The organism is Burkholderia sp. NLJ2 (genome assembly GCF_049487195.1).
In the GTDB taxonomy this organism is placed as follows: domain Bacteria; phylum Pseudomonadota; class Gammaproteobacteria; order Burkholderiales; family Burkholderiaceae; genus Burkholderia; species Burkholderia pyrrocinia.
In genome coordinates this window covers 2,730,444-2,752,166 of the sequence record NZ_CP137808.1, presented here as the reverse complement: position 1 = coordinate 2,752,166, position 21,723 = coordinate 2,730,444, and the positions used below count along the sequence as shown (strand labels likewise).

20 protein-coding genes are annotated in these 21,723 nt (G+C 67.5%); 8 read left to right on the top strand and 12 right to left on the bottom strand.

Annotation, left to right across the window (positions count from 1 at the left end; genetic code table 11):
• Window positions 1-80 precede the first annotated feature (80 nt).
• From hemC to R9B84_RS12655, 3 genes are read left to right on the top strand one after another with little or no spacing between them, the layout of a single operon-like run.
• The gene (gene hemC / locus R9B84_RS12665) at window positions 81-1,082 is read left to right on the top strand and encodes a hydroxymethylbilane synthase (protein ID WP_423758201.1); all 1,002 of its coding nucleotides are present in this window, start codon (window positions 81-83) and stop codon (window positions 1,080-1,082) included.
• Window positions 1,082-3,052 (top strand): fused uroporphyrinogen-III synthase HemD/membrane protein HemX, encoded by a 1,971-nt coding sequence (gene hemDX, locus R9B84_RS12660; protein ID WP_423758200.1) that lies wholly within the window; start codon window positions 1,082-1,084, stop codon window positions 3,050-3,052. Before hemC ends, hemDX begins: the two co-directional genes overlap by 1 nt.
• Window positions 3,053-3,054: 2 nt before the next feature.
• Window positions 3,055-4,242, top strand: coding sequence for a heme biosynthesis protein HemY (locus R9B84_RS12655; RefSeq protein WP_423758199.1), 1,188 nt, complete (start codon window positions 3,055-3,057; stop codon window positions 4,240-4,242).
• A 119-nt stretch (window positions 4,243-4,361) separates the two neighbouring features.
• Here R9B84_RS12655 and R9B84_RS12650 read toward each other — a convergent pair whose 3' ends face one another.
• The 4 genes from R9B84_RS12650 to R9B84_RS12635 all read right to left on the bottom strand — a co-directional run bounded on the left by R9B84_RS12650 (window position 4,362) and on the right by R9B84_RS12635 (window position 8,587).
• Window positions 4,362-4,727, bottom strand: a complete 366-nt coding sequence (locus R9B84_RS12650) for a DUF4180 domain-containing protein (protein ID WP_423758198.1) — start codon at window positions 4,725-4,727, stop codon at window positions 4,362-4,364.
• A gap of 40 nt (window positions 4,728-4,767) precedes the next feature.
• Window positions 4,768-6,072: an MFS transporter gene (locus R9B84_RS12645; RefSeq protein WP_423758197.1), complete on the bottom strand. Its 1,305-nt coding sequence runs from the start codon at window positions 6,070-6,072 to the stop codon at window positions 4,768-4,770.
• A gap of 226 nt (window positions 6,073-6,298) precedes the next feature.
• Window positions 6,299-7,057, bottom strand: a complete 759-nt coding sequence (locus tag R9B84_RS12640; protein WP_423758196.1) for an SDR family oxidoreductase — start codon at window positions 7,055-7,057, stop codon at window positions 6,299-6,301.
• Between the two features lie 90 nt (window positions 7,058-7,147).
• Window positions 7,148-8,587 carry an aldehyde dehydrogenase family protein gene (locus tag R9B84_RS12635; protein WP_423758195.1) on the bottom strand — a complete coding sequence of 480 codons (1,440 nt, stop codon included), beginning with the start codon at window positions 8,585-8,587 and terminating at the stop codon, window positions 7,148-7,150.
• A 373-nt stretch (window positions 8,588-8,960) separates the two neighbouring features.
• Between R9B84_RS12635 and ppa the strand changes: the two genes are divergently transcribed.
• Window positions 8,961-9,488 (top strand): inorganic diphosphatase, encoded by a 528-nt coding sequence (gene ppa / locus R9B84_RS12630; protein WP_034178734.1) that lies wholly within the window; start codon window positions 8,961-8,963, stop codon window positions 9,486-9,488.
• A gap of 55 nt (window positions 9,489-9,543) precedes the next feature.
• On the opposite strand, the gene R9B84_RS12625 is transcribed toward ppa, so the two are convergent.
• A complete protein-coding gene (locus R9B84_RS12625) occupies window positions 9,544-10,428 on the bottom strand; it encodes a GIY-YIG nuclease family protein (protein ID WP_423758194.1) in 885 nt (294 codons plus the stop codon).
• 101 nt (window positions 10,429-10,529) lie between these two features.
• Window positions 10,530-11,708, bottom strand: a complete 1,179-nt coding sequence (locus tag R9B84_RS12620; protein WP_423758193.1) for a GNAT family N-acetyltransferase — start codon at window positions 11,706-11,708, stop codon at window positions 10,530-10,532.
• A 108-nt stretch (window positions 11,709-11,816) separates the two neighbouring features.
• Between R9B84_RS12620 and R9B84_RS12615 the strand changes: the two genes are divergently transcribed.
• Complete coding sequence (locus R9B84_RS12615) at window positions 11,817-13,538, top strand: NAD+ synthase (protein ID WP_423758192.1); 1,722 nt, start codon at window positions 11,817-11,819, stop codon at window positions 13,536-13,538.
• 83 nt (window positions 13,539-13,621) lie between these two features.
• Window positions 13,622-13,960 (top strand): P-II family nitrogen regulator, encoded by a 339-nt coding sequence (locus R9B84_RS12610; RefSeq protein ID WP_006398637.1) that lies wholly within the window; start codon window positions 13,622-13,624, stop codon window positions 13,958-13,960.
• Between the two features lie 169 nt (window positions 13,961-14,129).
• On the opposite strand, the gene R9B84_RS12605 is transcribed toward R9B84_RS12610, so the two are convergent.
• Window positions 14,130-15,242: a porin gene (locus tag R9B84_RS12605; protein WP_423758191.1), complete on the bottom strand. Its 1,113-nt coding sequence runs from the start codon at window positions 15,240-15,242 to the stop codon at window positions 14,130-14,132.
• Window positions 15,243-15,802: 560 nt separating this feature from the next.
• Complete coding sequence (locus tag R9B84_RS12600; RefSeq protein ID WP_423759998.1) at window positions 15,803-16,729, bottom strand: LysR family transcriptional regulator; 927 nt, start codon at window positions 16,727-16,729, stop codon at window positions 15,803-15,805.
• A gap of 133 nt (window positions 16,730-16,862) precedes the next feature.
• Between R9B84_RS12600 and R9B84_RS12595 the strand changes: the two genes are divergently transcribed.
• On the top strand, window positions 16,863-17,360 hold the full coding sequence (locus R9B84_RS12595) for a GNAT family N-acetyltransferase (RefSeq protein ID WP_423758190.1): 498 nt from the start codon (window positions 16,863-16,865) through the stop codon (window positions 17,358-17,360).
• A 52-nt stretch (window positions 17,361-17,412) separates the two neighbouring features.
• On the opposite strand, the gene R9B84_RS12590 is transcribed toward R9B84_RS12595, so the two are convergent.
• From R9B84_RS12590 to R9B84_RS12575, 4 genes are all read right to left on the bottom strand, one after another.
• Entirely contained in the window at window positions 17,413-18,192 is a 780-nt protein-coding gene (locus tag R9B84_RS12590) for an ABC transporter ATP-binding protein (protein ID WP_423758189.1), read from the bottom strand.
• Window positions 18,193-18,210: 18 nt separating this feature from the next.
• On the bottom strand, window positions 18,211-18,924 hold the full coding sequence (locus R9B84_RS12585; protein ID WP_423758188.1) for an ABC transporter permease: 714 nt from the start codon (window positions 18,922-18,924) through the stop codon (window positions 18,211-18,213).
• Window positions 18,921-19,610: an ABC transporter permease gene (locus tag R9B84_RS12580; protein WP_423758187.1), complete on the bottom strand. Its 690-nt coding sequence runs from the start codon at window positions 19,608-19,610 to the stop codon at window positions 18,921-18,923. Before R9B84_RS12580 ends, R9B84_RS12585 begins: the two co-directional genes overlap by 4 nt.
• Before the next feature lie 217 nt (window positions 19,611-19,827).
• Entirely contained in the window at window positions 19,828-20,610 is a 783-nt protein-coding gene (locus R9B84_RS12575; RefSeq protein ID WP_423758186.1) for an ABC transporter substrate-binding protein, read from the bottom strand.
• Between the two features lie 361 nt (window positions 20,611-20,971).
• On the opposite strand from R9B84_RS12575, the gene R9B84_RS12570 reads away from it, so the two are divergent.
• The gene (locus R9B84_RS12570) at window positions 20,972-21,667 is read left to right on the top strand and encodes a pirin family protein (RefSeq protein WP_423758185.1); all 696 of its coding nucleotides are present in this window, start codon (window positions 20,972-20,974) and stop codon (window positions 21,665-21,667) included.
• Window positions 21,668-21,723: the final 56 nt, after the last annotated feature.

The following is a 21,723-nucleotide window of genomic DNA, read 5'->3' as shown; positions in this document are numbered from 1 at the left end:
GCAGGCTCCAGGCCCGGGCGAGCCAGGGCGTGCGTGCTACCATTGTTCGATCTTCAATCCCGTCCTTCGATGTTCCAGCAATGAATTCCGAGACCCTTGCGGCCGGGCCGCAACAGGCACAGCCGCCCGCGACGTTGACGATTGCTTCGCGCGAGAGCCGCCTGGCGATGTGGCAAGCCGAACATGTGCGTGATGCGCTGCGCAAATTATATCCAGCTTGTGACGTGAAAATCCTCGGGATGACGACCCGCGGCGACCAGATTCTCGATCGCACGCTGTCGAAGGTCGGCGGCAAGGGCCTGTTCGTGAAGGAACTGGAGAATGCGCTCGCCGATGGCCGCGCCGATCTCGCCGTGCATTCGCTGAAGGACGTGCCGATGGCGCTGCCCGACGGCTTCTCGCTCGCCGCGATCATGGAGCGCGAGGATCCGCGCGACGCGTTCGTGTCGAACGACTACGCGTCGCTCGACGCGCTGCCGGCCGGCGCGGTCGTCGGCACGTCGAGCTTGCGCCGCGAGGCGATGCTGCGCGCACGCTATCCGCATCTCGACGTGCTGCCGCTGCGCGGCAACCTCGACACGCGCCTCGCGAAGCTCGACCGCGGCGACTACGCGGCGATCATTCTCGCGGCCGCCGGCCTGAAGCGCCTCGGCCTCGACGCGCGAATCCGCGCGCTCATCGACGTCGAAGCCAGCCCGCCCGCAGCCGGCCAGGGCGCGCTCGGCATCGAGATCGCCGCGCACCGCAACGACGTCGCCGCATGGCTCGCGCCGCTGCACGACTCGCAGACCGCGCTTGCGGTCGAGGCCGAGCGGATGGTGTCGCGCGCGCTCGGCGGCAGCTGCGAGGTGCCGCTCGCCGCGCACGCGGTGTGGCGCGCGGGCGAACTGTACCTGACAGGCCGCGTGTCGACGACCGACGGCAAGCGTGTGCTGACGGCCGAGGAGTGCGGTGCCGTCATGACCGTCGCCGATGCGCTCGCGCTCGGCCGCGCGGTGTCCGACGAGCTCGAGGCGCAAGGCGCGCTCGACATCGTCAAGGCGCTGCTCGCCGGCTCGCAGGCCGGCAAGGGCGACGCCTGATGGCGGGCGGCGCGCGCGCGTTCACCGCCGTCCTGACGCGCCCGGACGGCCTGTCGGACGCGCTGGCGTCGCAACTGGCCGATGCCGGCTGCGACGTGCTCGAATTCCCGCTGATCGATATCGCACCGGTCGACGATCCGGCGCCGCTCGACGCCGCGTTCGCGGCGCTTGCCGACTACGCGCTCGTGATTTTCGTGTCGCCGAACGCGATCGACCGCGCGCTCGCGCAGTACGGCGCGATCTGGCCGAACGCGCTGCCGGTCGGCGTGGTCGGGCCCGGCAGCGTCGCGGCGCTCGAGCGGCACGGCATCGCGGCGCCCGCGCATCGCGTGATCGCGCCGCAGGCGCCGGCCGACGGCGGCGTGCCCCATTACGATTCGGAAAGCCTGTTCGCGTGCATCGAGGCCGCGTTCGGCGGCGCGCACGCGCTGGCGGCCAAGCGCGTGCTGATCGTGCGCGGCGACGGCGGGCGCGAATGGCTCGCCGACCGGCTGCGCGAGGCCGGCGCGGACGTCACGCTGGTCGCCGCGTACCGGCGCGTCGTGCCCGAGCCGCGCGTAGGCGCATGGGAGCGCGTGCACGCGCTGCTCGATGGCGCACCGCATGCGTGGCTCGTCACGAGTTCGGAAGGCGTGCGCAACCTGCACGAACTCGCGCGGGCGCACCTGAACGACGCCGAAATCGACGCGCTGAAGCATGCGCCGCTCGTGACGCCGCACCCGCGGATCGAGCAGACCGCGCGCGCATTGGGTTTTGATAGGATTACGCTGACCGGCGCGGGCGATGAGCGCATCGTCCGCGCGTTTCGAACGATGGCCGACGAGGCCGTCCAACCGGCGACAGCCGCACCGGTGACTAAACGCATGACAGATACCAACGATTCCAAAAGTGTCGCTTCCCAGCCGGCCGCTGCTTCCGCACCGCCGTCCCGCCCCCCTTATATGGCGTCCGAACCGCCCGCGCGCCGCGGCGGCAGTGCGGTGCTGTGGTTCGTGGTCGTCGTGCTCGGCTGCGCGGCGGGTGTCGGCGGCTATGCGCTGAACCGCAAGATCGACCGGCTCGACGGCACGTTCGTCGCGCGCCAGAAGGCGCTCGACGCGCAGACGGCCGAGACGCGCATGAAGACCGAGCAGGCGCTCGCGAGCACGCACCAGGTCGACACGCAGCTCGCGCAGCTCGACGGCAAGCTCGCCGACGCGCAAAGCGCGCAGCAGGCGCTGCAGCAGCAATACCAGGACCTGTCGCGCAACCGCGATGCGTGGATGCTCGAGGAAGTCGACCAGATGCTGTCGAGCGCGAGCCAGCAGCTTCAGCTGACGGGCAACACGCAGCTCGCGCTGATCGCGCTGGAGAACGCCGACGCGCGTCTCGCGACGTCGCAGAGCGCGCAGGCCGTCACAGTGCGCAAGGCGCTCGCGCTGGACATCGAAAAACTGAAGGCCGCGCCGGCGGCCGATCTCACGGGCCTCGCGATCAAGCTCGACGACGCGATCGCCAAGATCGACGCGCTGCCGCTTTCCGGCGAGGCGATCGTGCCGCACGCGGCGCCGAAGGCCGCGCCGATCGACGCCGCATCGACGGCCGTGGCCGGCGAGCCGCGCTGGAAGGTCTGGTGGCACGACTTCTCGGCCGGTCTCGGCCAGCAGTTGAAGGGCCTCGTGCAGGTGCGCCGGATCGACAACGCGGACGCGATGCTCGCGTCGCCCGACCAGGGCTACTTCGTGCGCGAGAACGTGAAGCTGCGCCTGCTCACCGCGCGCCTGTCGCTGCTCGCGCGCAACGACAGCGCGATGAAGGCCGACCTGCACGCCGCGCAGGCGTCGCTCGGGAAGTATTTCGATCAGGCGTCGAAGGACACGCAGACCGTCGAGGATCTGCTCAAGCAGGTTGACGGCGCATCGCTGACGGTCGCGGTGCCGAACCTGAACACGAGCCTGAACGCCGTTCAGCAGTTCAAGAGCCGGGGGTAACGATGACGCTTCGAGGAATCGTCTGGCTTGCGGTCCTGTTCGCGATCGCCGCGGCGCTCGCCACCGTCGGCCGTTTCGACGCGGGGCAGGTGCTGCTCGTCTATCCGCCGTACCGGATCGACGTGTCGCTGAACCTGTTCGTGATCGCCATCGTCGTGCTGTTCATCGTCGTGTATGCGCTGCTGCGCATCGTGCGCAACATCTGGCGCATGCCGCAGCGGGTCGCCGCGTATCGTGCGCGTTCGCGTAACGAGAAGGCGCAGGCGTCGCTGCGCGATGCAATCTCGAACCTGTACGCGGGCCGCTTCTCGCGCGCGGAGAAGGCCGCGCGCGACGCGCTGTCGGTCGACGCGAACCTGGGCGCCGCGAGTCTCGTCGCGGCCACCGCCGCGCACCGGATGCACGAGTACACGCGCCGCGACGACTGGCTGTCGAAGGTCGACGCGCCCGAATGGCAGGACGCACGGCTGCTCGCCGCGGCCGACATGCGCGCGGACGCGCGCGATGCCGACGGCGCGCTCGCCGCGCTGGCCGACATGCAGGCGGGCGGCAAGCGCATCCATGCGCAGCAGGTTGCGCTGCGCGCGCAGCAGCAGCTGAAGAACTGGGCCGAGGTGCTGAAGCTCGCGAAGGCGCTCGAGAAGCGCGAGGCGCTGCATCCGGCCGCGGCCGTGCGGCTGCGCCAGCAGGCCGCGGAAAACCTGCTGCGCGAACGCCGGCACGACCCGGACGCGTTGCTCGAGGTGTGGCAGTCGCTGTCGCCGGTCGAGCGCCAGTCGCCGCGTCTTGCCGATCTCGCGGCCGACCTGCTCGTGTCGCTCGAGCGTCGCAACGAAGCGCGCCGCATCGTCGAGGAAGCGCTCGCGCACAACTGGGACGCACGCCTGTTGCGCCGCTACCCGGACACGGCCGGTGCCGACGCGCTGCCGCTGATCCAGAAGGCGGAAGGGTGGAAGAAGGATCACCCGGAGGATGCCGACCTGCTGTTCGCGCTCGGCCGCCTCTGCCAGCAGCAGCAACTGTGGGGCAAGGCGCAATCGTTCCTCGAAGCGGCGCTGAAGCTGGCCGACAACGAGGCGCTGAAGGTGCGTACGCATCGCGCGCTTGCGCGGCTGTTCGAGCGTCTCGGCGAAACCGACAAGGCTGCGAAGCACTACCGCGAAAGCGCGCTCGCGATCACCGTGGTCTGACGCAGGCTGCGGCCGCCTGCTGCGGGCGGCCCGCTACGCTGCGCAACATGCCCCGAACGCCGGATGGCCTTCGGGGCATTTTCTTGTCCGGTGCGAGCCGGCGTCGGGCGCGCTGCGCACTACGCGCCGAGCCTGCGCAGCAGGTCGTCCTCGTTCGCGACGAACCACACCGATTTCCCGCGATTGGACTCGCGAACGAGCGCGCGAAGCGCTTCGCTGCGCGCGAGCCAGCGGTCGATGTCGCCGACCACGCCGAGCCGGACGCCGTAGTTGACGAGCTTCTGCAGCACCGCGCCGGCCAGCCCGCTGTCGAGCCGGTAGAAATCGTCGTGCAGCGCGTCGGCGGGGATTGCGACCCAGTCGGCCTCATGCTCGTGCGCGAGCGCGACGAGGTCGAGCGCATCGCTTTCCCGCTGCACGAGGCCGGCGGAACGATCGCGGACCAGCACGCGGCTGCCGGCTGCCTGAACGATTCGGTGGGGCATGCGGGTTGGTTCCGTCGTCATGATCGTCATGCGCCGCGCATCACTTGTCGACGAGCCGCTTCGGCACCGACAGCGCGAGCAGCCCGCCGAGCACGAGGAACCCCGCGAGCATGTACATGCCCGCGTCGTTGGCACCCGTCGCCTGCTTGAGCCAGCCCATCAGGTAGGGGCTCAGGAAGCCCGCGAGGTTGCCGATCGAGTTGATCATCGCGATGCCGGCCGCGGCGGCCGCACCGCCGAGGAACGCGGTCGGCAGGCTCCAGAACAGCGGCAGCGTCGTCAGGATGCCGATCGTCGCGAGCGTGAGGCCGAGCATCGCGAGCGCGGTCTGGTGCGCCCAGATCACCGACAGCACGAGCCCCAGCGCGCCGATTGCGGCCGGAATCGCGAGGTGCCAGCGGCGTTCGCGGTGCTTGTCCGCGCTGCGCGCGATCAGGATCATCGCGACCACCGCAGCCGCATACGGAATCGCCGACAGCAGGCCGATCGCGAACGTGTCGGTGACGCCCGTCGCCTTGATGATCGTCGGCAGCCAGAAGCCGACGCCGTAGAGCCCCATCACGAACGAGAAGTAGATCAGCGCCATCAGCCACACGCGCGGGCTCGACATCACGGCGCCGAGCGGCAGGTCTTCCTTGGTCGCTTCCTCCGCGTCGACGTTGCGTGCGAGCAGCGCCTTTTCTTCGTCGGTCAGCCAGTTCGCCTTCGCGATCCGGTCGTCGAGCTTGAAGAACACGAGCACGCCGACCAGCACCGACGGGATGCCTTCCAGCAGGAACAGCCATTGCCAGCCGTGCCAGCCGCTCACGCCGTTGAACGCCTTCAGGATGAAGCCCGACAGCGGCCCGCCGATCACGCCGGACAGCGCGACTGCCGTCATGAAGAAGGTCGTCATCCGGCCGCGCCGGTGCGCGGGATACCAGTAGGTGAGGTACAGGATCACGCCGGGGAAAAAGCCGGCTTCGGCGAGCCCGAGCAGGAAGCGCATCACGTAGAACATCGTGGGCGTCGTGACGAACATCGTCAGGATCGAGATCACGCCCCACGTCGCCATGATGCGTGCGATCCACACGCGCGCGCCGACCTTGTGCAGGATGATGTTGCTCGGCACTTCGAAGAGGAAATAGCCGAAGAAGAAGATTCCGGCACCGAGCCCGTAGACGGTGTCGCTCAGGTTCAGGTCGCTCGCCATCTGCAGCTTCGCGAACCCGACGTTCACGCGGTCGAGATACGCGACCACGTAGCACAGCAGCAGGAGCGGCGTGAGCCGCCACGACACCTTGCGGTAGGTCGCTTCCTCGAATGCGCCGGACGAGCCCGGCAGCGATTGCGTCGATGTTGCCATGTTGTCTCCTGTCGATCCAGGTTGGCGCGTTAGCGCTTACTCGAATCCCATGCGTTGCGGTCGATCCAGGTTGGCGCGTTAGCGCTTGCCTTGATCACATGCGCTGCGGTTTTTATGATTATCCGGAGCCGGTACATCGGCGCCCGATCCGGTTTCGTGCGAAGCAATACGCGAATGCCGTGCCGGCCGGTGAATCCCGACGCGGCACGCGAACAGCCAGGCGCGGCTAGATGCAGCGCCCGCCGTCGACTTCGAGGCAGACGCCGGTGATGAATTCGGCTTCGTCGGACGCGAGGTAAAGCGCCGCGTTCGCGATGTCCTGCGGTGTCGAGAAGCGGCCGAGCGGGATCGTCGCGAGGAAGCGGCGGCGGTTCTCGGGCGTGTCCTCGCAGCCCATGAACTCGGTCATCAGGCCCGTCTCGCCAAGCACGGGATTGATGCAGTTCACGCGGATGCGATCGGCGCCGAGTTCGGCTGCGAGCGACTTGCTCGCGGTGATCATCGCGCCCTTCGTGCTGTTGTACCAGACGAGGCCCGGGCGCGGCCGCACGCCGGCCGTCGACGCGACGTTCACGAACGCGCCGCCGCCCTGTTCGCGGAAGTACGGAACGAAGGTCTGCACGCACCAGAACAGGCTCTTCATGTTGACCGCGTACACGCGGTCGAACTCGGCTTCCGACACGTCGAGCACCGGCTTGTTGCGGTGCGTGGTGCCCGCGTTGTTCACGACGATCTGCACCGAATGGAAATCGTCGAGCGCGGCCTGTTGCAGCGCGCGCCAGTCGTCCTGCTTCGACACGTCGCCCGCCACCGCGATCGCCTTGCCGCCCGCGAGCGCGATCTCGCTCGCGACGCGCTCGGCCGCTGCCCCGTTCAGGTCGTTGACGACGACGTTCGCGCCTTCGCGCGCATACGTCTTTGCGATGCCTTCGCCGAAACCCGAGCCGCCGCCGGTGACGATGGCCGTTTTGCCGCTCAACCGCATGGTGTGTCTCCTGTGCTGGTTATGAGAGTCGTCGTGCTTCGTTGCGCGATTCGGCCGGCCGCTGCCGGCCGGGTTTCGCGCGCCGCGCGTTCAGCCGTGCCGGATCGCGATCGTCTTCAGCGCGGTAAAGCCGTACAGCGCCTCGAAGCCTTTTTCGCGGCCATGGCCGGAGTGACCGACGCCGCCGAACGGCAGTTCGACGCCGCCGCCCGCACCATAGTTGTTGATGAAGACCTGGCCCGCGCGCAGGCGCCGCGCGAGGCGCATCTGGCGCGCGCCGTCGCGCGTCCAGATACCCGCGACGAGGCCGTACGGCGTGCCGTTCGCGAGCGCGACGGCTTCGTCTTCATCGACGAAACGCATCGCGGCGAGCACGGGGCCGAACACTTCCTCCTGCGCGAGCCGATGCGACGGCGGCACGTCGCGCAACAATGCGGGCGCCTGGTAGAAGCCGCTTTCGGGCGCGTCGGCGACGACCTGCCCGTGCGCGGCCATCGGAATGCCGTCGTGCTGCGCGTCGGACAGGAAATCCCACACGCGCTGCTGCTGCTTCGCGTTGATCAGCGGGCCGCAGTCGAGGTCGGCGCGACTCGGGCCGACGCGCAGCCCGTTGAACGCGGTGGCGAGGCGTTCGACGAGCGCCTCGTAGACCGTGCGCTCGATCAGCACGCGACTGCCGGCCGAGCAGGTCTGCCCGCCGTTCTGCACGATCGCCGACACGAGCACGGGCAGCGCGGCTTCGAGATCGGCATCGGCGAACACGATCTGCGGCGACTTGCCGCCGAGTTCGAGCGTGACCGGCACGTGGTTCTCGGCGGCCATCTGCGTGACCAGCTTGCCGGTGGCCGGCGAACCCGTAAACGAGATGTGGTCGATGCCCGGATGGCGCGCGAGCGCGGCGCCGGCTTCATGGCCGTAGCCGGTGACGATGTTGAGCGCACCGGCCGGCAGCCCGGCTTCGGCGGCCAGCTCGGCGACGCGCAGCACGGACAGGCACGCATCCTCGGCCGGCTTGACGACGCACGCGTTGCCGGCCGCGAGCGCCGCGCCGACGCTGCGCCCGAAGATCTGCATCGGGTAGTTCCACGGCACGATGTGGCCGGTGACGCCGTGCGGTTCGCGCACCGTCAGCACCGTGTAGCCGGCCTGATAGGGAAGGGTTTCGCCGTGCAGCTTGTCGGCGGCGCCCGCGTAGAACTCGAAGTAGCGCGCGAGCGCGGCCGCGTCGGCGCGCGCCTGCTTCAGCGGTTTGCCGGTGTCGCGTGCCTCGATCGCGGCGAGTTCCTCCAGCGAATCGGTCACGCGCGCCGACAGCCGCATCAGCACGCGGCCGCGCTCGGCGGCGCTCGCGGCGCCCCATGCGCCCGCGAATGCGTCGCGGGCCGCGGCGACCGCGCGCTCGATGTCGGGCGCGGTGCCGCGCGCGATCGTCGCGAACGGCTGGCCGTCGGACGGATCGACGACCGCGATCGTTTCCAGTTGCGCGGGCAACGTCCATTCGCCTGCGATGAAGTGCTTAGCCTCTTCCATGCCTGCTCCTGTCGACCCGAGTTAGCGCTTCAGCGCTTACTCGGGTCCCATGCTTTGCGGTCGACCCGATGTCGACCGGACTTTGCGCTTCAGCGCTTAGTCCGGTCCCACGCAAAGCTGTTAGCGCTTCAGCGCTTACTCTGGTCCCATGCTTCGCGGTCGACCGGAGCCGGCGCTGAAGCGCCGACGCCGATCCCATCAACGCCGCCTGTCGTTCGACGGCCGGACATCCGGAACCGATTATCGCGCCGATCGTCACCCGGATGCCACCGGTCGATTGGCTATAATGGCGCATTCCCTTGGGGGACGCCCGCGGCGCTGCATCGGCCGCGGCGCCCTGTCCCGAATTCCCATCGACCTACAGAGAACGCTCATGAGCTTCAATCATGTTCCGGCCGGCAAGGACCTGCCGCAAGATTTCAACGTGATCATCGAGATTCCCGCGCAAAGCGATCCGGTGAAGTACGAGGCGGACAAGGAGCTGGGCCTCCTCGTCGTCGACCGCTTCATCGGCACGGGCATGCGCTATCCGGTGAACTACGGCTACATCCCGCAGACGCTGTCGGGCGACGGCGATCCGGTCGACGTGCTGGTGATCACGCCGTTCCCGCTGCTGGCCGGCTCGATCGTGCGTTCGCGCGTGCTCGGCATGCTGCAGATGACCGACGAGTCGGGCGTCGATGCGAAGCTGGTCGCGGTGCCGCACGACAAGATCTGCCCGATGACGGCGAACCTGAAGTCGATCGACGACGTGCCCGAGTACCTGAAGGACCAGATCAAGCACTTCTTCGAGCAATACAAGGCGCTCGAGAAGGGCAAGTGGGTGAAGGTCGAAGGCTGGGCCGGCATCGAAGCCGCGCACAAGGAAATCACCGACGGCGCCGCGAACTACAAGAAGTAAGCGGCGCGCCGGCCCGACGGCCGGTTCGAGTGAAACGCAAACCGCGCGTGTCTCCTCAGGAGGCCGTGCGGTTTTGTTTTGCGCGCGCGGTTTTCTTGCTCGCGGAACGGGATGCTGGCGCGGGCGGCGTGGCGGTATTCGGTGTGTCCTTCGCGCGTTTGGCGCGGCGACGGACAACTGAGACTTCGGTGGCTTCGGCGGATTTTGCGGTCGACCTACGGCGGCGAGCCGGTGCGGGAGCGATGGCGTCGCGTCCGTTCGTGACGGGTTTGCTACGGGCTGCGGACGTTTTTCTTTTCGACGACGAGGACGCGGGCTGTTGGTTTGTTTTTGCCGGCGTGCCGCGCGACGAGGTCTTTTTTACGACCGTGTCGCTGTCGCTCTTAGCGCGCGTCGCGACCGGCGCGGCTTTTTCCGCCTTCGGGGCCTTGGCGGCTTGTCGGGGCTTCGCGGCTTTCGCAGACTTGATGGCTTTCTCGGCTTTCTCGGCTTTCTCGGCTTTCTCGGCTTTCTCGGCTTTCTCGGCTTTTCCGGTCGTCGCAGCAGGCTGCTCCATTTCAGCCATCGTCGTCGCGCTATCGACGTTCTCCGCCTTTGCCTTCACCTTCTTTCGCCCGCGCGCACCCGCCTTCAACCCGGCAACCTCACCGCTCCCGTCGACCGTCACCCCCGCCGGCAGCACCGATTCCAGCGTCCGCAACCCTGCCGCCAGCTCACGCTTCTGCGCGGGCGTGAGCCGCTTCACCCAGTATTCGGCGCGCGACGCGCTCGACCGGTCGGGCAGCGGAAACGACGCGAGCACCGCGCGCGGCTTGCGCGAGCGCGTGTAGCGCGCGCCCTTGCCGGCGGCATGCTCGTCGAAGCGCGCGGCAACGTCGGTCGTGATGCCCGTGTAGACGCTGTCGTCGGCGCATTCGATCAGATACAGAAACCAGGACATGGCAGGGCGGCGGAATACGAAGCCGCCAGTGTCTCAGAAAACGCGTGCGTCAACGCCACCGGTCGCCGTGTCCGTCGCGGAAGCGGTGCGGCATGCCGCCACTACTCGGTGCTGCGCCGGAACGGATCGTGTTCGCGCAGTTCGTCGACGTACGCGTGGATATGCTCGGTCTCGCGTTCGAGAAAGCGCGCGACCGCATCCGAGAACGCCGGATGCGCGAGCCAGTGCGCGGAGTGCGTGACGGTCGGCAGGAAGCCGCGCGCGAGCTTGTGCTCGCCTTGCGCGCCGCCTTCGAACGTGTCGAGCCCGGCCTCGATGCAGAATTCGAGCAACTGGTAGTAGGCCGTTTCGAAATGCAGGCAGGGCACGTGCTCGAGCGCGCCCCAGTAGCGGCCGTACAGCGTGCCGCCGCCATGCTCGCCGCGCCGGTAGACGGCGAGCGCACTCGCGATCGGTTTGCCGTCGGCTTCCGCGATCACGAGCAGCAGGTTCTCGGGCATCGTCGCGCCGATCGTGCGGAAGAAGTCGAGGTTCAGGTACGGGCTCGAAAAGTGTTCGCGGTAGGTCTGCCGGTAGCAGCGCGAGAAGAAGCGCCAGTCGGCGTCGGTGATCCGGTCGCCGGTGAGCCGCCGGAACGTCACGCCCGCATCGTGCACCTTGCGCCGCTCCGCGCGGATGTTCTTGCGCTTCTTCTGCTCGAGCGTGGCGAGGAAATCGTCGAAGTGGCGGTAGCCGTCGTTGATCCAGTGAAACTGCACGCCTTCGCGCAGCATCATCCCCATCGATTCGAGCAGCCGCGCTTCGTCGCCGGTCGGGAACAGCACGTGCAGCGACGACACGTCGCTCTGCTCGGCGAATGCGAGCAGCGTGGCCGCGAGCCGGCGGCGCGCGTCGTCGTCGGCTGCGAGCAGGCGCGTGCCCTGCACGGGCGTGAACGGTACCGCGCACAGCAGCTTCGGGTAGTAGGGCAGGTCGTTGCGCTGGTACGCGTCGGCCCATGCCCAGTCGAACACGTATTCGCCGTACGAATGCTGCTTCGCGTAGACGGGCGCGGCGGCAACGAGGCGGCCGGTGCCCGCATCGGTCAGCGTGACGAAGTGCGGCGACCAGCCGGTATCGTCGACCGCGCAGCGCGCGACATGCAGCGCATCGAGGAATTCGTGGCGCAGGAACGGCGTCGGCTGCGCGTCGCGCGCGAGCAGCGCGTTCCATTCGTCGGCCGGCACCTCCGCGGGGGACGACAGGATGCCCGTGCGATAATCGATGCGTTCGTGTTTCAAGAGTGAATCCGTACCGTTGGATGTTGCCGGATGCGTGCCGCCGTGGCCCGCGCCCGGTCGATTTCGTCAGCCGTTCAGGGCGCGCCGCCGGGCTGCGCCGATCTCGTCATGAAGACCCGACTCGCTCTCGCCCAGATCAACGTCACCGTCGGCGATTTCGCCGGCAACGTCGCGCGGATCATCGCGGCCGCGCGCGCCGCGCACAACGACGGTGCGCAGCTGATGGTCGCGCCCGAACTCGCGCTGTCCGGCTATCCGCCGGAAGACCTGCTGCTGCGGCCTGCGTTCTACGCGGCGGCGGCCGCCGCGCTCGACGCGCTCGCCGACGCGCTGAAGGCGTTCGACGGGCTCGCGGTGCTGGTCGGCCATCCGTTGCGCGGCGCCGGCGGCGATCCGCCGGGCGGCGCTCCGCTCGCGCCAGCCGTCGATGGTAATGCAAACCGCCCGATCGAGCGCGGCGTGCCGCCCACCGACACCTTCAACGCGGTGTCGCTGATCGTCGGCGGCGAGATCGCCGGCACCTACCGCAAGCAGGATCTGCCCAACGCCGAGGTGTTCGACGAGAAGCGCTATTTCGCGACGGACGCCGAGCCGCTCGTGTTCGAGCTGAACGGCGTGAAATACGGCGTGATCATCTGCGAGGACGCGTGGCACGCATCGGCCGCGCAGATCGCGAAGGCGGCCGGCGCGCAGGTGCTGCTGATCCCGAACGGCTCGCCGTACCACATGAACAAGGAAGCGGTGCGCATCGACATCCTGCGCGCGCGGATCCGCGAGACCGGGCTGCCGATGGTGTACGTGAACCTCGTCGGCGGCCAGGACGAGCTCGTGTTCGACGGCGGCTCGTTCGTGCTCGACGCGCAGGGCGCGCTCGTCGCGAAGATGCCGCAGTTCGACGAAGGGCACGCGATCGTCGAATTCGACGGCGCGCGGCCGCTGCCCGGCGCGATCGCGCCCGAACTGTCGACTCACGCGCAGGTGTACCGCGCGCTCGTGACCGGCGTGCGCGACTACATCGGCAAGAACGGGTTTCCCGGCGTGCTGATCGGGCTGTCGGGCGGCGTCGATTCGGCGCTGGTGCTGGCCGTCGCGTGCGATGCGCTCGGGCCCGAACGCGTGCGCGCGGTGATGTTGCCGTCGCGCTTCACGGCCGACATCTCGACCACCGACGCGGCGGAGATGGCGCGGCGCGTCGGCGTGCGCTACGACGAGATCGCGATCGCACCGATGTTCGACGCGTTCCGCGCGTCGCTCGCGGGCGAGTTCGCGGGCCGCGCGGAAGACGCGACGGAGGAGAACATCCAGGCGCGCATCCGCGGCACGCTGCTGATGGCGCTGTCGAACAAGTTCGGCTCGATCGTGCTGACGACCGGCAACAAGAGCGAGATGGCGGTCGGCTACTGCACGCTGTACGGCGACATGGCCGGCGGCTTCGCGGTGATCAAGGACATCGCGAAGACGCTCGTGTACCGGCTCTGCCGCTATCGCAACGAGACGGCCGACTACGCGCTGCGCGACGTGATTCCCGAGCGGATCCTGACGCGCGCGCCGTCGGCCGAGCTGCGCGAGAACCAGACCGACCAGGACAGCCTGCCGCCGTATGACGTGCTCGACGCGATCATGCGGATGTACATGGAGGAAGACCGGCCGCTCGCCGAGATCGTCGCGGCCGGCTATGCGCAGGCCGACGTCGAACGCGTGACGCGGCTCATCAAGATCAACGAATACAAGCGCCGCCAGGCGCCGATCGGCATCCGCGTCACGCATCGCGCATTCGGGCGCGACTGGCGCTATCCGATCACGTCGCGCTTTACCGAGCGTCTCGATTGAGCCGTGTCGCGCCGTGCGCGGCTCGCCGGCTTACAATCGGGATCGCGATTTTTCATCCAAACGAGCATTGAGGGACAACCATCATGAAACGCATCACAGCCATCATCAAGCCGTTCAAGCTGGACGAAGTCCGCGAAGCGCTCGCCGAGGTGGGTCTCACGGGCCTGACCGTGACGGAAGTGAAGGGCTTCGGCCGCCAGAAGGGGCATACCGAGCTGTATCGCGGCGCCGAATACGTCGTCGACTTCCTGCCGAAGATGAAGATCGAGGTGGTCGTCGCGGAAGCGCAGGTCGACCAGGTGATCGATGCAGTGATCGGCGCGGCGCGCACCGGCAAGATCGGCGACGGCAAGATCTTCGTGTCGGATGTCGAGCGCGTGATCCGCATCCGCACCGGTGAAGAGAACGAAGCGGCCGTCTGAGCGCCGCATTCGTCAGTGGGCCGCGTCAGGGCCCGTCATTGGCGTGAACAGGCCCAAAGCCGGCCCGCCAATAAAAAACGGTGCGATACCCGGTAGGGTACCGCACCGATACGCGCCTCTCGCAGCAGCGTGGAAAGTGTTGCCGAATCGTTCTTTGGACGGCGCCTGATCAGAACAGGTGCTGGATACCGGCGTAGACGCCGCTCTGGCTGTGGCCCGGCATCGGATTGTCGTTGAATCCGCCGGTCGAGGTCGGGCCGCCTGCGCCCGCGTCGTTCGCTTCCAGACCGAAGTTCGCATTCTTGCTGTTGCGAACCGTCGCGACCTGGATGTCCAACAGCGTGCGCTTCGAAAGGTTGTACGTGCCGCCGACCGAATAGATCGTCGCGTTGCCGCCGCCCTTGTTCGCATTCACGTGGTACACGGCTGCGATGAGCGCTGCGGCGGGCGTGGCTTGCCACGTCACGCCACCCCATTCGTGGTCGAGCGAGGTCGGAGCCGTGCCGGACACGCTTGCAGCGTGGGACGTACGGATCGCCTGATAGGCGGCCGAAATCTTGAATGCGCCGAGGAACACGTTGGCGGCCGCCGTGTATTCGCGCGACGCCGAGAACGGGCTGGTGAACTGGCCGTTGCCCGAGTTGCGGATTTCGTCGTAGATGCCGCGCACCTGGAACAGCGAATTCGTGTACGTGAGCTGCAGGCCCGCCTCGCGGCCCTGCGGCGTCGTGCCGTTGCCGTTCCAGCTCGTTGCGTTCGACAGCGCGTACTGGCCGTAGACGTCGAAGCCGTTGAAGCTCGGCGACTGATACGAAATGTTATTGCTCGATTGCGGCCAGTTCCGGCCGCGTACCAGCGATGCAGACGACCAGTTTGACTGGCCGAACGGATCGAAGTCCCACACGCCGTTCGAGATGAAGAGCATGCGACCGAGAAGCAGCGTACCGTAGCGGTCGTTCGACAGGCCGACCGTCGCCCAGCGATTGAACAGCCCGCCGCCGCCCGGGCCCGCGCCGGTCATCGTGTTGAAGCTGCCCTCGAGTTTGAACAGCACCTTGTTGCCGCTACCGATATCCTCGGTACCTTTCATGCCCCAGAGGCTCGTGCCCCAGTCGCCGCTTTCGGCGCGGAAGCGGCTCGTCGAGCCGCCGGTGCCGTTCGCGAGGCCGCTCATGTACTCAAGACCGGCATCCAGGCGGCCATACAGCGTGACGCTGCTCTGCGCGTGCGCCGTCACCACCCCAGCAGCCATCAGCGCGGCCGCGACCAAAGCTTTCTTCATCATCTCCTCCATACCCTGTCAAAAAGTCAACCCAGACTGCACGAGATGCCCGGAGCGCGAGCGCCGGGCAAAAGCGGGATAACCAGGGAGACCTCGTGCAGGGCCGGTAAGCGCAGCACGCGGGCAAGCGGACGGAAAACCGTTGAGCGGTCCCGCGCAGCCGGGTCGGCCTGCGGGGTCTCCTTGTAGTGTCGTGAAGCTAAACTACATTTCACGTACTTCGTTTTGCTACTTTGGTTACTAATTTAGCAAAAATACAATTTTGTGGCGATGGAAATCGTTGTTTGACTAACACGTGTCGCCAATTTGCCATGCAACACCGTGCGCAACAGGGGCCATAAGGGTTCGCAATTACCGGAAAACCCTTGTCGCACAAGGGAGACACGCATTCCGCGGACATGGGTCAAGGATTGCCACTATTGACGTTGCCGGGGCGTGGGCGTAGGCGCGAAAAAGGCGAAATTGGTAAGTATTTCGTAATGAATCGGCAGCCGCCGGATGCCGCTGTCCAGTGCCTGTAACGCCCGTCGCGCAAGGCGCGGGGCCGCTGCGCGTGGCGTTCAGCCGGGGCCCGGCCGTGCATCGAGCAGTTGCGCGCGAATCCAGCGGTGCGCATCGGTGCGCGCATGCTTCGCGTGCGAGTAGACCTTCACCGTGTAGCGCGGGATCTCGAACGGCGCAGGGAAGATGCGAATCGGCGCCGCGTGCCGCAGCGCCTGCGCGGCGCGGTTCGGCACGGTCATCAGGAGTGCGGATTCCGCGATCACGAACGGCGCGGCGAGCACGGTCGGCAACTGCACGGCGACCTGCCGCGCGAGGCCGAGCCGGTCGAGCACGTGGTCGACGACGCCGCGCGATTCGTTCCACGGCGTGACGACCACGTGGCGTGCCGCCAGGTACTGGTCGAGCGTCAGCCGCCGGCGGATGTCCGGATGCGCGGCGCTCGCGATCACGACATAGTCGTCGGAGAACCAGTCGAAATCCTCGATGCCCGGCGTGTCGGCCGCCGATTCCTCGTGATAGCCGAGCGCGAAATCGATGCGGCCGGCCGCCAGCTCGTCGACGGAAATCTTCCGGTCGGAATGCACGACACGGATCCGCAACCGCGGCGCGACGTGCTGGATGCGCGCGAGGAACGCCGGCAGCACCGCGAACGCCGTGTAGTCCGTCGCGGCGAACACGAACGTGCGGTCGCTTTGCGCGGGATCGAAGCGGCGCGCGCGGGCGAGCCCCTTCGACATCGTGTCGAGCGCGTCGCCGGCCCACGTGGCGATGTCGTCGGCGCGCACGGTCGGCTGCATCTCGTTGCCGAGGCGCACGAACAGCGCGTCGCCGATCGCGTCGCGCAGCCGCGCGAGCGCGTGGCTCAGCGCGGACGGGCTCATCGCAAGCTCGTGCGCGGCCGCGGCGACCGACCGGTGGCGGTACAGCGCGTCGAACGCGAGCAGCAGGTTCAGGTCGAGACGGCGCAGGTCGGGATGCATGATGTTCAGGTCGAGATGAAGAAACTGCACTTCCTGCAGGCGTGGCGTGAACGTAGCATGACGGTCTGATCGGCGCCAGCGCGGTTGTGCGGCGCCGCTTTCCGTTTCAATTCCGGGCCGGAGGAGGGCTCAACCCGTGCAAATCGACATCCGTACCGCCACCGTCGCCGACGTGCCGCTGATCCTGCGTTTCATCACGGAGCTGGCCGTCTACGAGAAAGCGGAGCACGAAGTGATCGCGACGCCCGCGTCGCTCGAGCGCAGCCTGTTCGGCGAAGGGGCGCCGGCGCGCGCGCTGGTGTGCGAGGTCGACGGCGAGCCGGCCGGCTTCGCCGTGTATTTCTTCTCGTATTCGACGTGGCTTGCCCGACAGGGGCTCTATCTCGAGGATCTGTACGTGTCGCCGCGCTTTCGCGGCGTGGGCGCCGGGCTGCGGCTGCTGAAGGCGCTCGCGCGGATCGCGGTCGAATCGGGCTGCGGGCGATTCGAATGGAGCGTGCTCGACTGGAACGAGCCGGCGATCCGCTTCTACGAGAGCGTCGGCGCCGCGCCGCAGAGCGAGTGGGTGCGTTACCGGCTCGCGGGCGACGAACTGCGGGCGTTCGCCGACAGCGAACCGGTGAGCGCCGCGTAAACGAAATACGGGCGCCGCGCGGCGCCCGTTTGCACGTCGTGCGTGTCGTGCGTTACTTGAGGCTGCCCGACAGGAACCCGCGCAGGCGTTCGCTCTTCGGGTTGGCAAACACCTCGGCCGGCACGCCTTCTTCCTCGACGCGGCCCTGATGCAGGAACATCACGTGGTTCGACACGTTGCGCGCGAAACCCATCTCGTGCGTGACGACGATCATCGTGCGGCCTTCCTCGGCAAGCTTCTGCATCACCTTCAGCACTTCGCCGACCAGCTCCGGGTCGAGCGCCGACGTCGGCTCGTCGAACAGCATCACGTCCGGATGCATTGCGAGCGCACGCGCGATCGCGACGCGCTGCTGCTGGCCGCCCGACAGGTGCGACGGATACTGCTTCTCGACGCGCGGCGCGAGGCCGACCTTCTCCAGGTATTCGCGCGCACGCTCCTCGGCTTCCTTCTTCGGGATGCCGAGCACGTTCACGGGCGCTTCCATCACGTTCTCGATCACGTTCATGTGCGACCAGAGATTGAAGTGCTGGAACACCATCGACAGCTTGGTGCGCACGCGCTGCAACTGCTTCGGATCGGCCGCGCGCAGCGCGCCCGCCTTGTCGAGGGCGGTGCGCACTTCCTCGCCGTCGACGAAGATGCGGCCCGCATTCGGCTGCTCGAGGAAGTTGATGCAGCGGAGCATCGTGCTCTTGCCGGAGCCGGACGAGCCGATCACGCTGATCACGTCGCCCGAGTTCGCCTTCAGCGACACGCCCTTGAGCACCTCGTTGTCGCCGTACCGCTTGTGCAGATCGTCGACGAAAAGCTTCTGAGTCTGGGAGTTCATCAATAGTCCTGCGAAAACTTACTTGCCTTGCGGGCGCAGATACGCGAGCCAGCGGCGCTCTGCCTGGCGGAACAGCCACACGAGCGCAAACGAGATCACGAGGTAGAGCAGGGCGGCGATGCCGAACGCATGGAACGACATGTAGGTCGCCGAGTTCACGTCGCGGGCGATCTTCAGGATGTCCGGCACGGTCGCGGTAAATGCCACGGTAGTCGCGTGCAGCATCAGGATCACTTCGTTGCTGTACAGCGGCAGCGCGCGGCGCAGCGCCGACGGCAGGATCACGCGGCGATACATCGTGAACGGCGTCATCCCGTACGCGCGCGCGGCTTCGATCTCGCCGTACGACGTCGCCTTGATCGCACCCGCGAAGATTTCGGTGGTGTATGCGCAGGTGTTCAGCGTGAACGCGAGCAGCGTGCAGTGCATCCCGTCGCGGAAGAACGCGTCGAGCATCGGCGTGCCGCGCACGGCCTGCAGGCTGTAGAGGCCCGTGTAGCAGAGCAGCAGCTGCACGTAGAGCGGCGTGCCGCGGAACACGTACGTGTAGAGCCACACGGCGCTCGACAGCCACTTCCTCTTCGACACGCGCGCAACCGCGAGCGGCACCGACAGGCAGAAGCCGATGCCGATCGACACGACGAGCAGCCACAGCGTGATCGCGACACCGGTGATGCGATAGCCGTCGGTGTAGAGATAGTTGCGCCAGTATTCTTGGATGAGTTCGATCATAGGTCAGCCTTGCGGACACCGGTCGAGTAGCGCTTTTCGAGCCATATCAGCACGAAGTTCGAGATCGTCGTGATGGCGAGGTAGACCGCTCCCGCGATCAGCGTGAAGAAGAAGAACCGCAGCGTGCCCTTGCCGGCGTCCTGCGACGCCTTCACGACGTCGGCCAGGCCGATGATCGACACGAGCGCGGTCGACTTCACGAGCACTTGCCAGTTGTTGCCGATGCCCGGCAGCGCGAAGCGCATCATCTGCGGGAACATGATCCGCGTGAACACCTGCCAGTTCGTCATCCCGTACGCGCTGCCGGCCTCGAGCTGGCCGCGCGGCACCGACAGGAACGCGCCGCGGAACGTCTCGGTGAAGTACGCGCCGTAGATGAAGCCGAGCACGAGCACGCCGGCGAGGAACGGATCGATGTCGATCTGGTCCCAGCCGAGCGCGTCGGTCGCCATGTTCAGCCAGATCTGCAGGCTGTAGAACAGCAGCAGCATCAGCACGAGGTCGGGTACGCCGCGGATCAGCGTCGTGTAGACGGTGCCGACGCCGTTCGTCACGCGGTTGCGCGACAGCTTCGCACCCGCGCCGAGCAGACCCAGCAGGAACGACAGCGCAAGCGAAAGCACCGCCAGTTTGACGGTTTGCCAGGTGCCTGCGAGGATCAGCGGGCCGTAACCTTGTAGAAACATATGTGGTCCTCGACGGCGCACGCAGTGCGCCGCGAAAGACGCGTCCGCCAAGCTGCGCGGAACGCCCCGTGCGTATCATGACCGTCCGCCCCGGCAACGGTGCCGGGCCAGCCCGTCGCGCGAGCGGCGGGCAAGGGGGCGGGCGGCGCGTGGTTGACTGCCTGTACTGCCCGGACGCGGGGCCGCCCCCGCATCCGTTGCTTCTTCTTGTCGGCGCTCAGCGGGCCGCAGCCGAATAGACGCTGAACGAGAAGTACTTGTGCGACAGCCGGTCGTACGTGCCGTCCTTGTGCATGTCGGCCAGCGCCTGGTTGATCTTGAGCTTCAGGTTCGTATCTTCCTTGCGCAGGCCGATCGCGGTGCCGTCGCCGATCGTCTTCGGATCCTTCACTTCCGGCCCGGCGAACGCGAAGCCCTTGCCGCGCGGCGTGCGCAGGAAGCCGTAGTCGGCCTGCAGTTCGTCCTGCAGCGTCGCGTCGAGGCGGCCCGAGCCGAGATCGGCATAGACCTGGTCCTGGTTCTGGTAAGGAATGATCGTCACGCCCTGCGGTTCCCAGTACGCCTTCGCGTAGGTTTCCTGCGTCGAGCCCTGCTCGACGCCGACGCGCTTGCCCTTCAACGACGCCACCGTCGGCAGCAGCGGGGAGCCGGTTTTCGCGATCATCCGCGCCGGTGCGTCGTACACCTTGTCGGAGAAGTCGATCTGCTCGCGGCGCTTGTCCGTGACGGTCAGCGACGACACGATGACGTCGTACTTCTTCGCCTTCAGCGCCGGGATGATCCCGTCGAGGTCCTGCGCCACCCACACGCATTTCACGTTGATCCGCTTGCAGATCTCCTTGGTGAGATCGACGTCGAAACCGACGATCTCGCCGCTCGGCGCGGTCGACTCGAACGGCGGGTAGCTGGCATCGACGCCGATCCGCACGGTCTTCCACTCCTTCGCGAAGGCGCTGCCCGCCACGAGGGCGAGGGCGGCGCACAGGGCGGCCTTCTTCATTTCCATCCTTCTGTTGCTGACTTTCCGGGGGCGCTCGCGGCCGGTCGGACCGGGCGCCGCGGCGTATTCTAGACGGCCAAAATTCGCCGATCGGCGTTCTGGCGATGGCGGCCGCCGGACGGGCGAACGCCAAAAGGGCGGTATTTTACCCGAACGCGATACCCGGAAAACGGCAATCCGGCGCGATCGATCGATTCTTCGATTCGGCTGTTGCGGTAATCACAGTATTCGCAACGGGCATTGCGTCAATTGCAGCCGCGGATGCAACGATCCGGTGCGCGGTCGACGGATTGTGGCGTGGTCGACGCAACCCTACAGTTGGGGTACGCCAGAAATAGTGCGTCTCACGGAGTGCCACCCCATGTTCCAGATCCGTCGCGCCGCCGATCGCGACCAGCGCAGCCACGGCTGGCACGAATCCCACCACAGCTTTCCCCGCGCCGACGGTCGTGGCGGCGCGCCGGCGTTCGGCGTGCTGCGCGAACTGAACGAGGAGTGCATCGCACCGACCCGCGGCTTCGGCATGCGTCCGTACCGCGACGCGGAAATCGTCACCTACGTGCTCGACGGCGCGCTTGCGTACCGCGACAGCCTCGGCAGCGGCGCGATCGTCCGCTCGGGCGGCGTGCAGCGCACGAGCGCGGGCACGGGCATCATGCTGAGCGAAACCAACGCGTCGCGCGACCAGCCGCTGCGCCTGCTGCGGATCTGGCTCGCGCCGGCCGGGCCGGGCGGCAGGCCCGGCTACGCGCACACGCGCTTCGCCGACGACGACCGGCGCGGCCGGCTGCGGCTCGTCGCGTCGCCGGACGGCGACGACGGCTCGCTGCCGGTGCACGCGGATGCACGAATCTTCGCGGGATGGATCGACGGCGGCGAGCGGGCGGCGTTCGACGTGCCGGCCGGCCGCCGCGTTTACGCGCATGTGGCGCGTGGCGAGGTGGAGATCAACGGCCGTGCGCTGGCGGCGGGCGATGGCGCGGGCATCGGCGGCGTGGACGCGGTCACGTTCGCGCGCGGCCGGGCGGCCGAGGTGCTGTTGTTCGACGTCGCCTGAACGAAAAAAGGGGACGCGGGCATCGGCCAGCGTCCCCTTCGGCGCCGCTCCGGGGA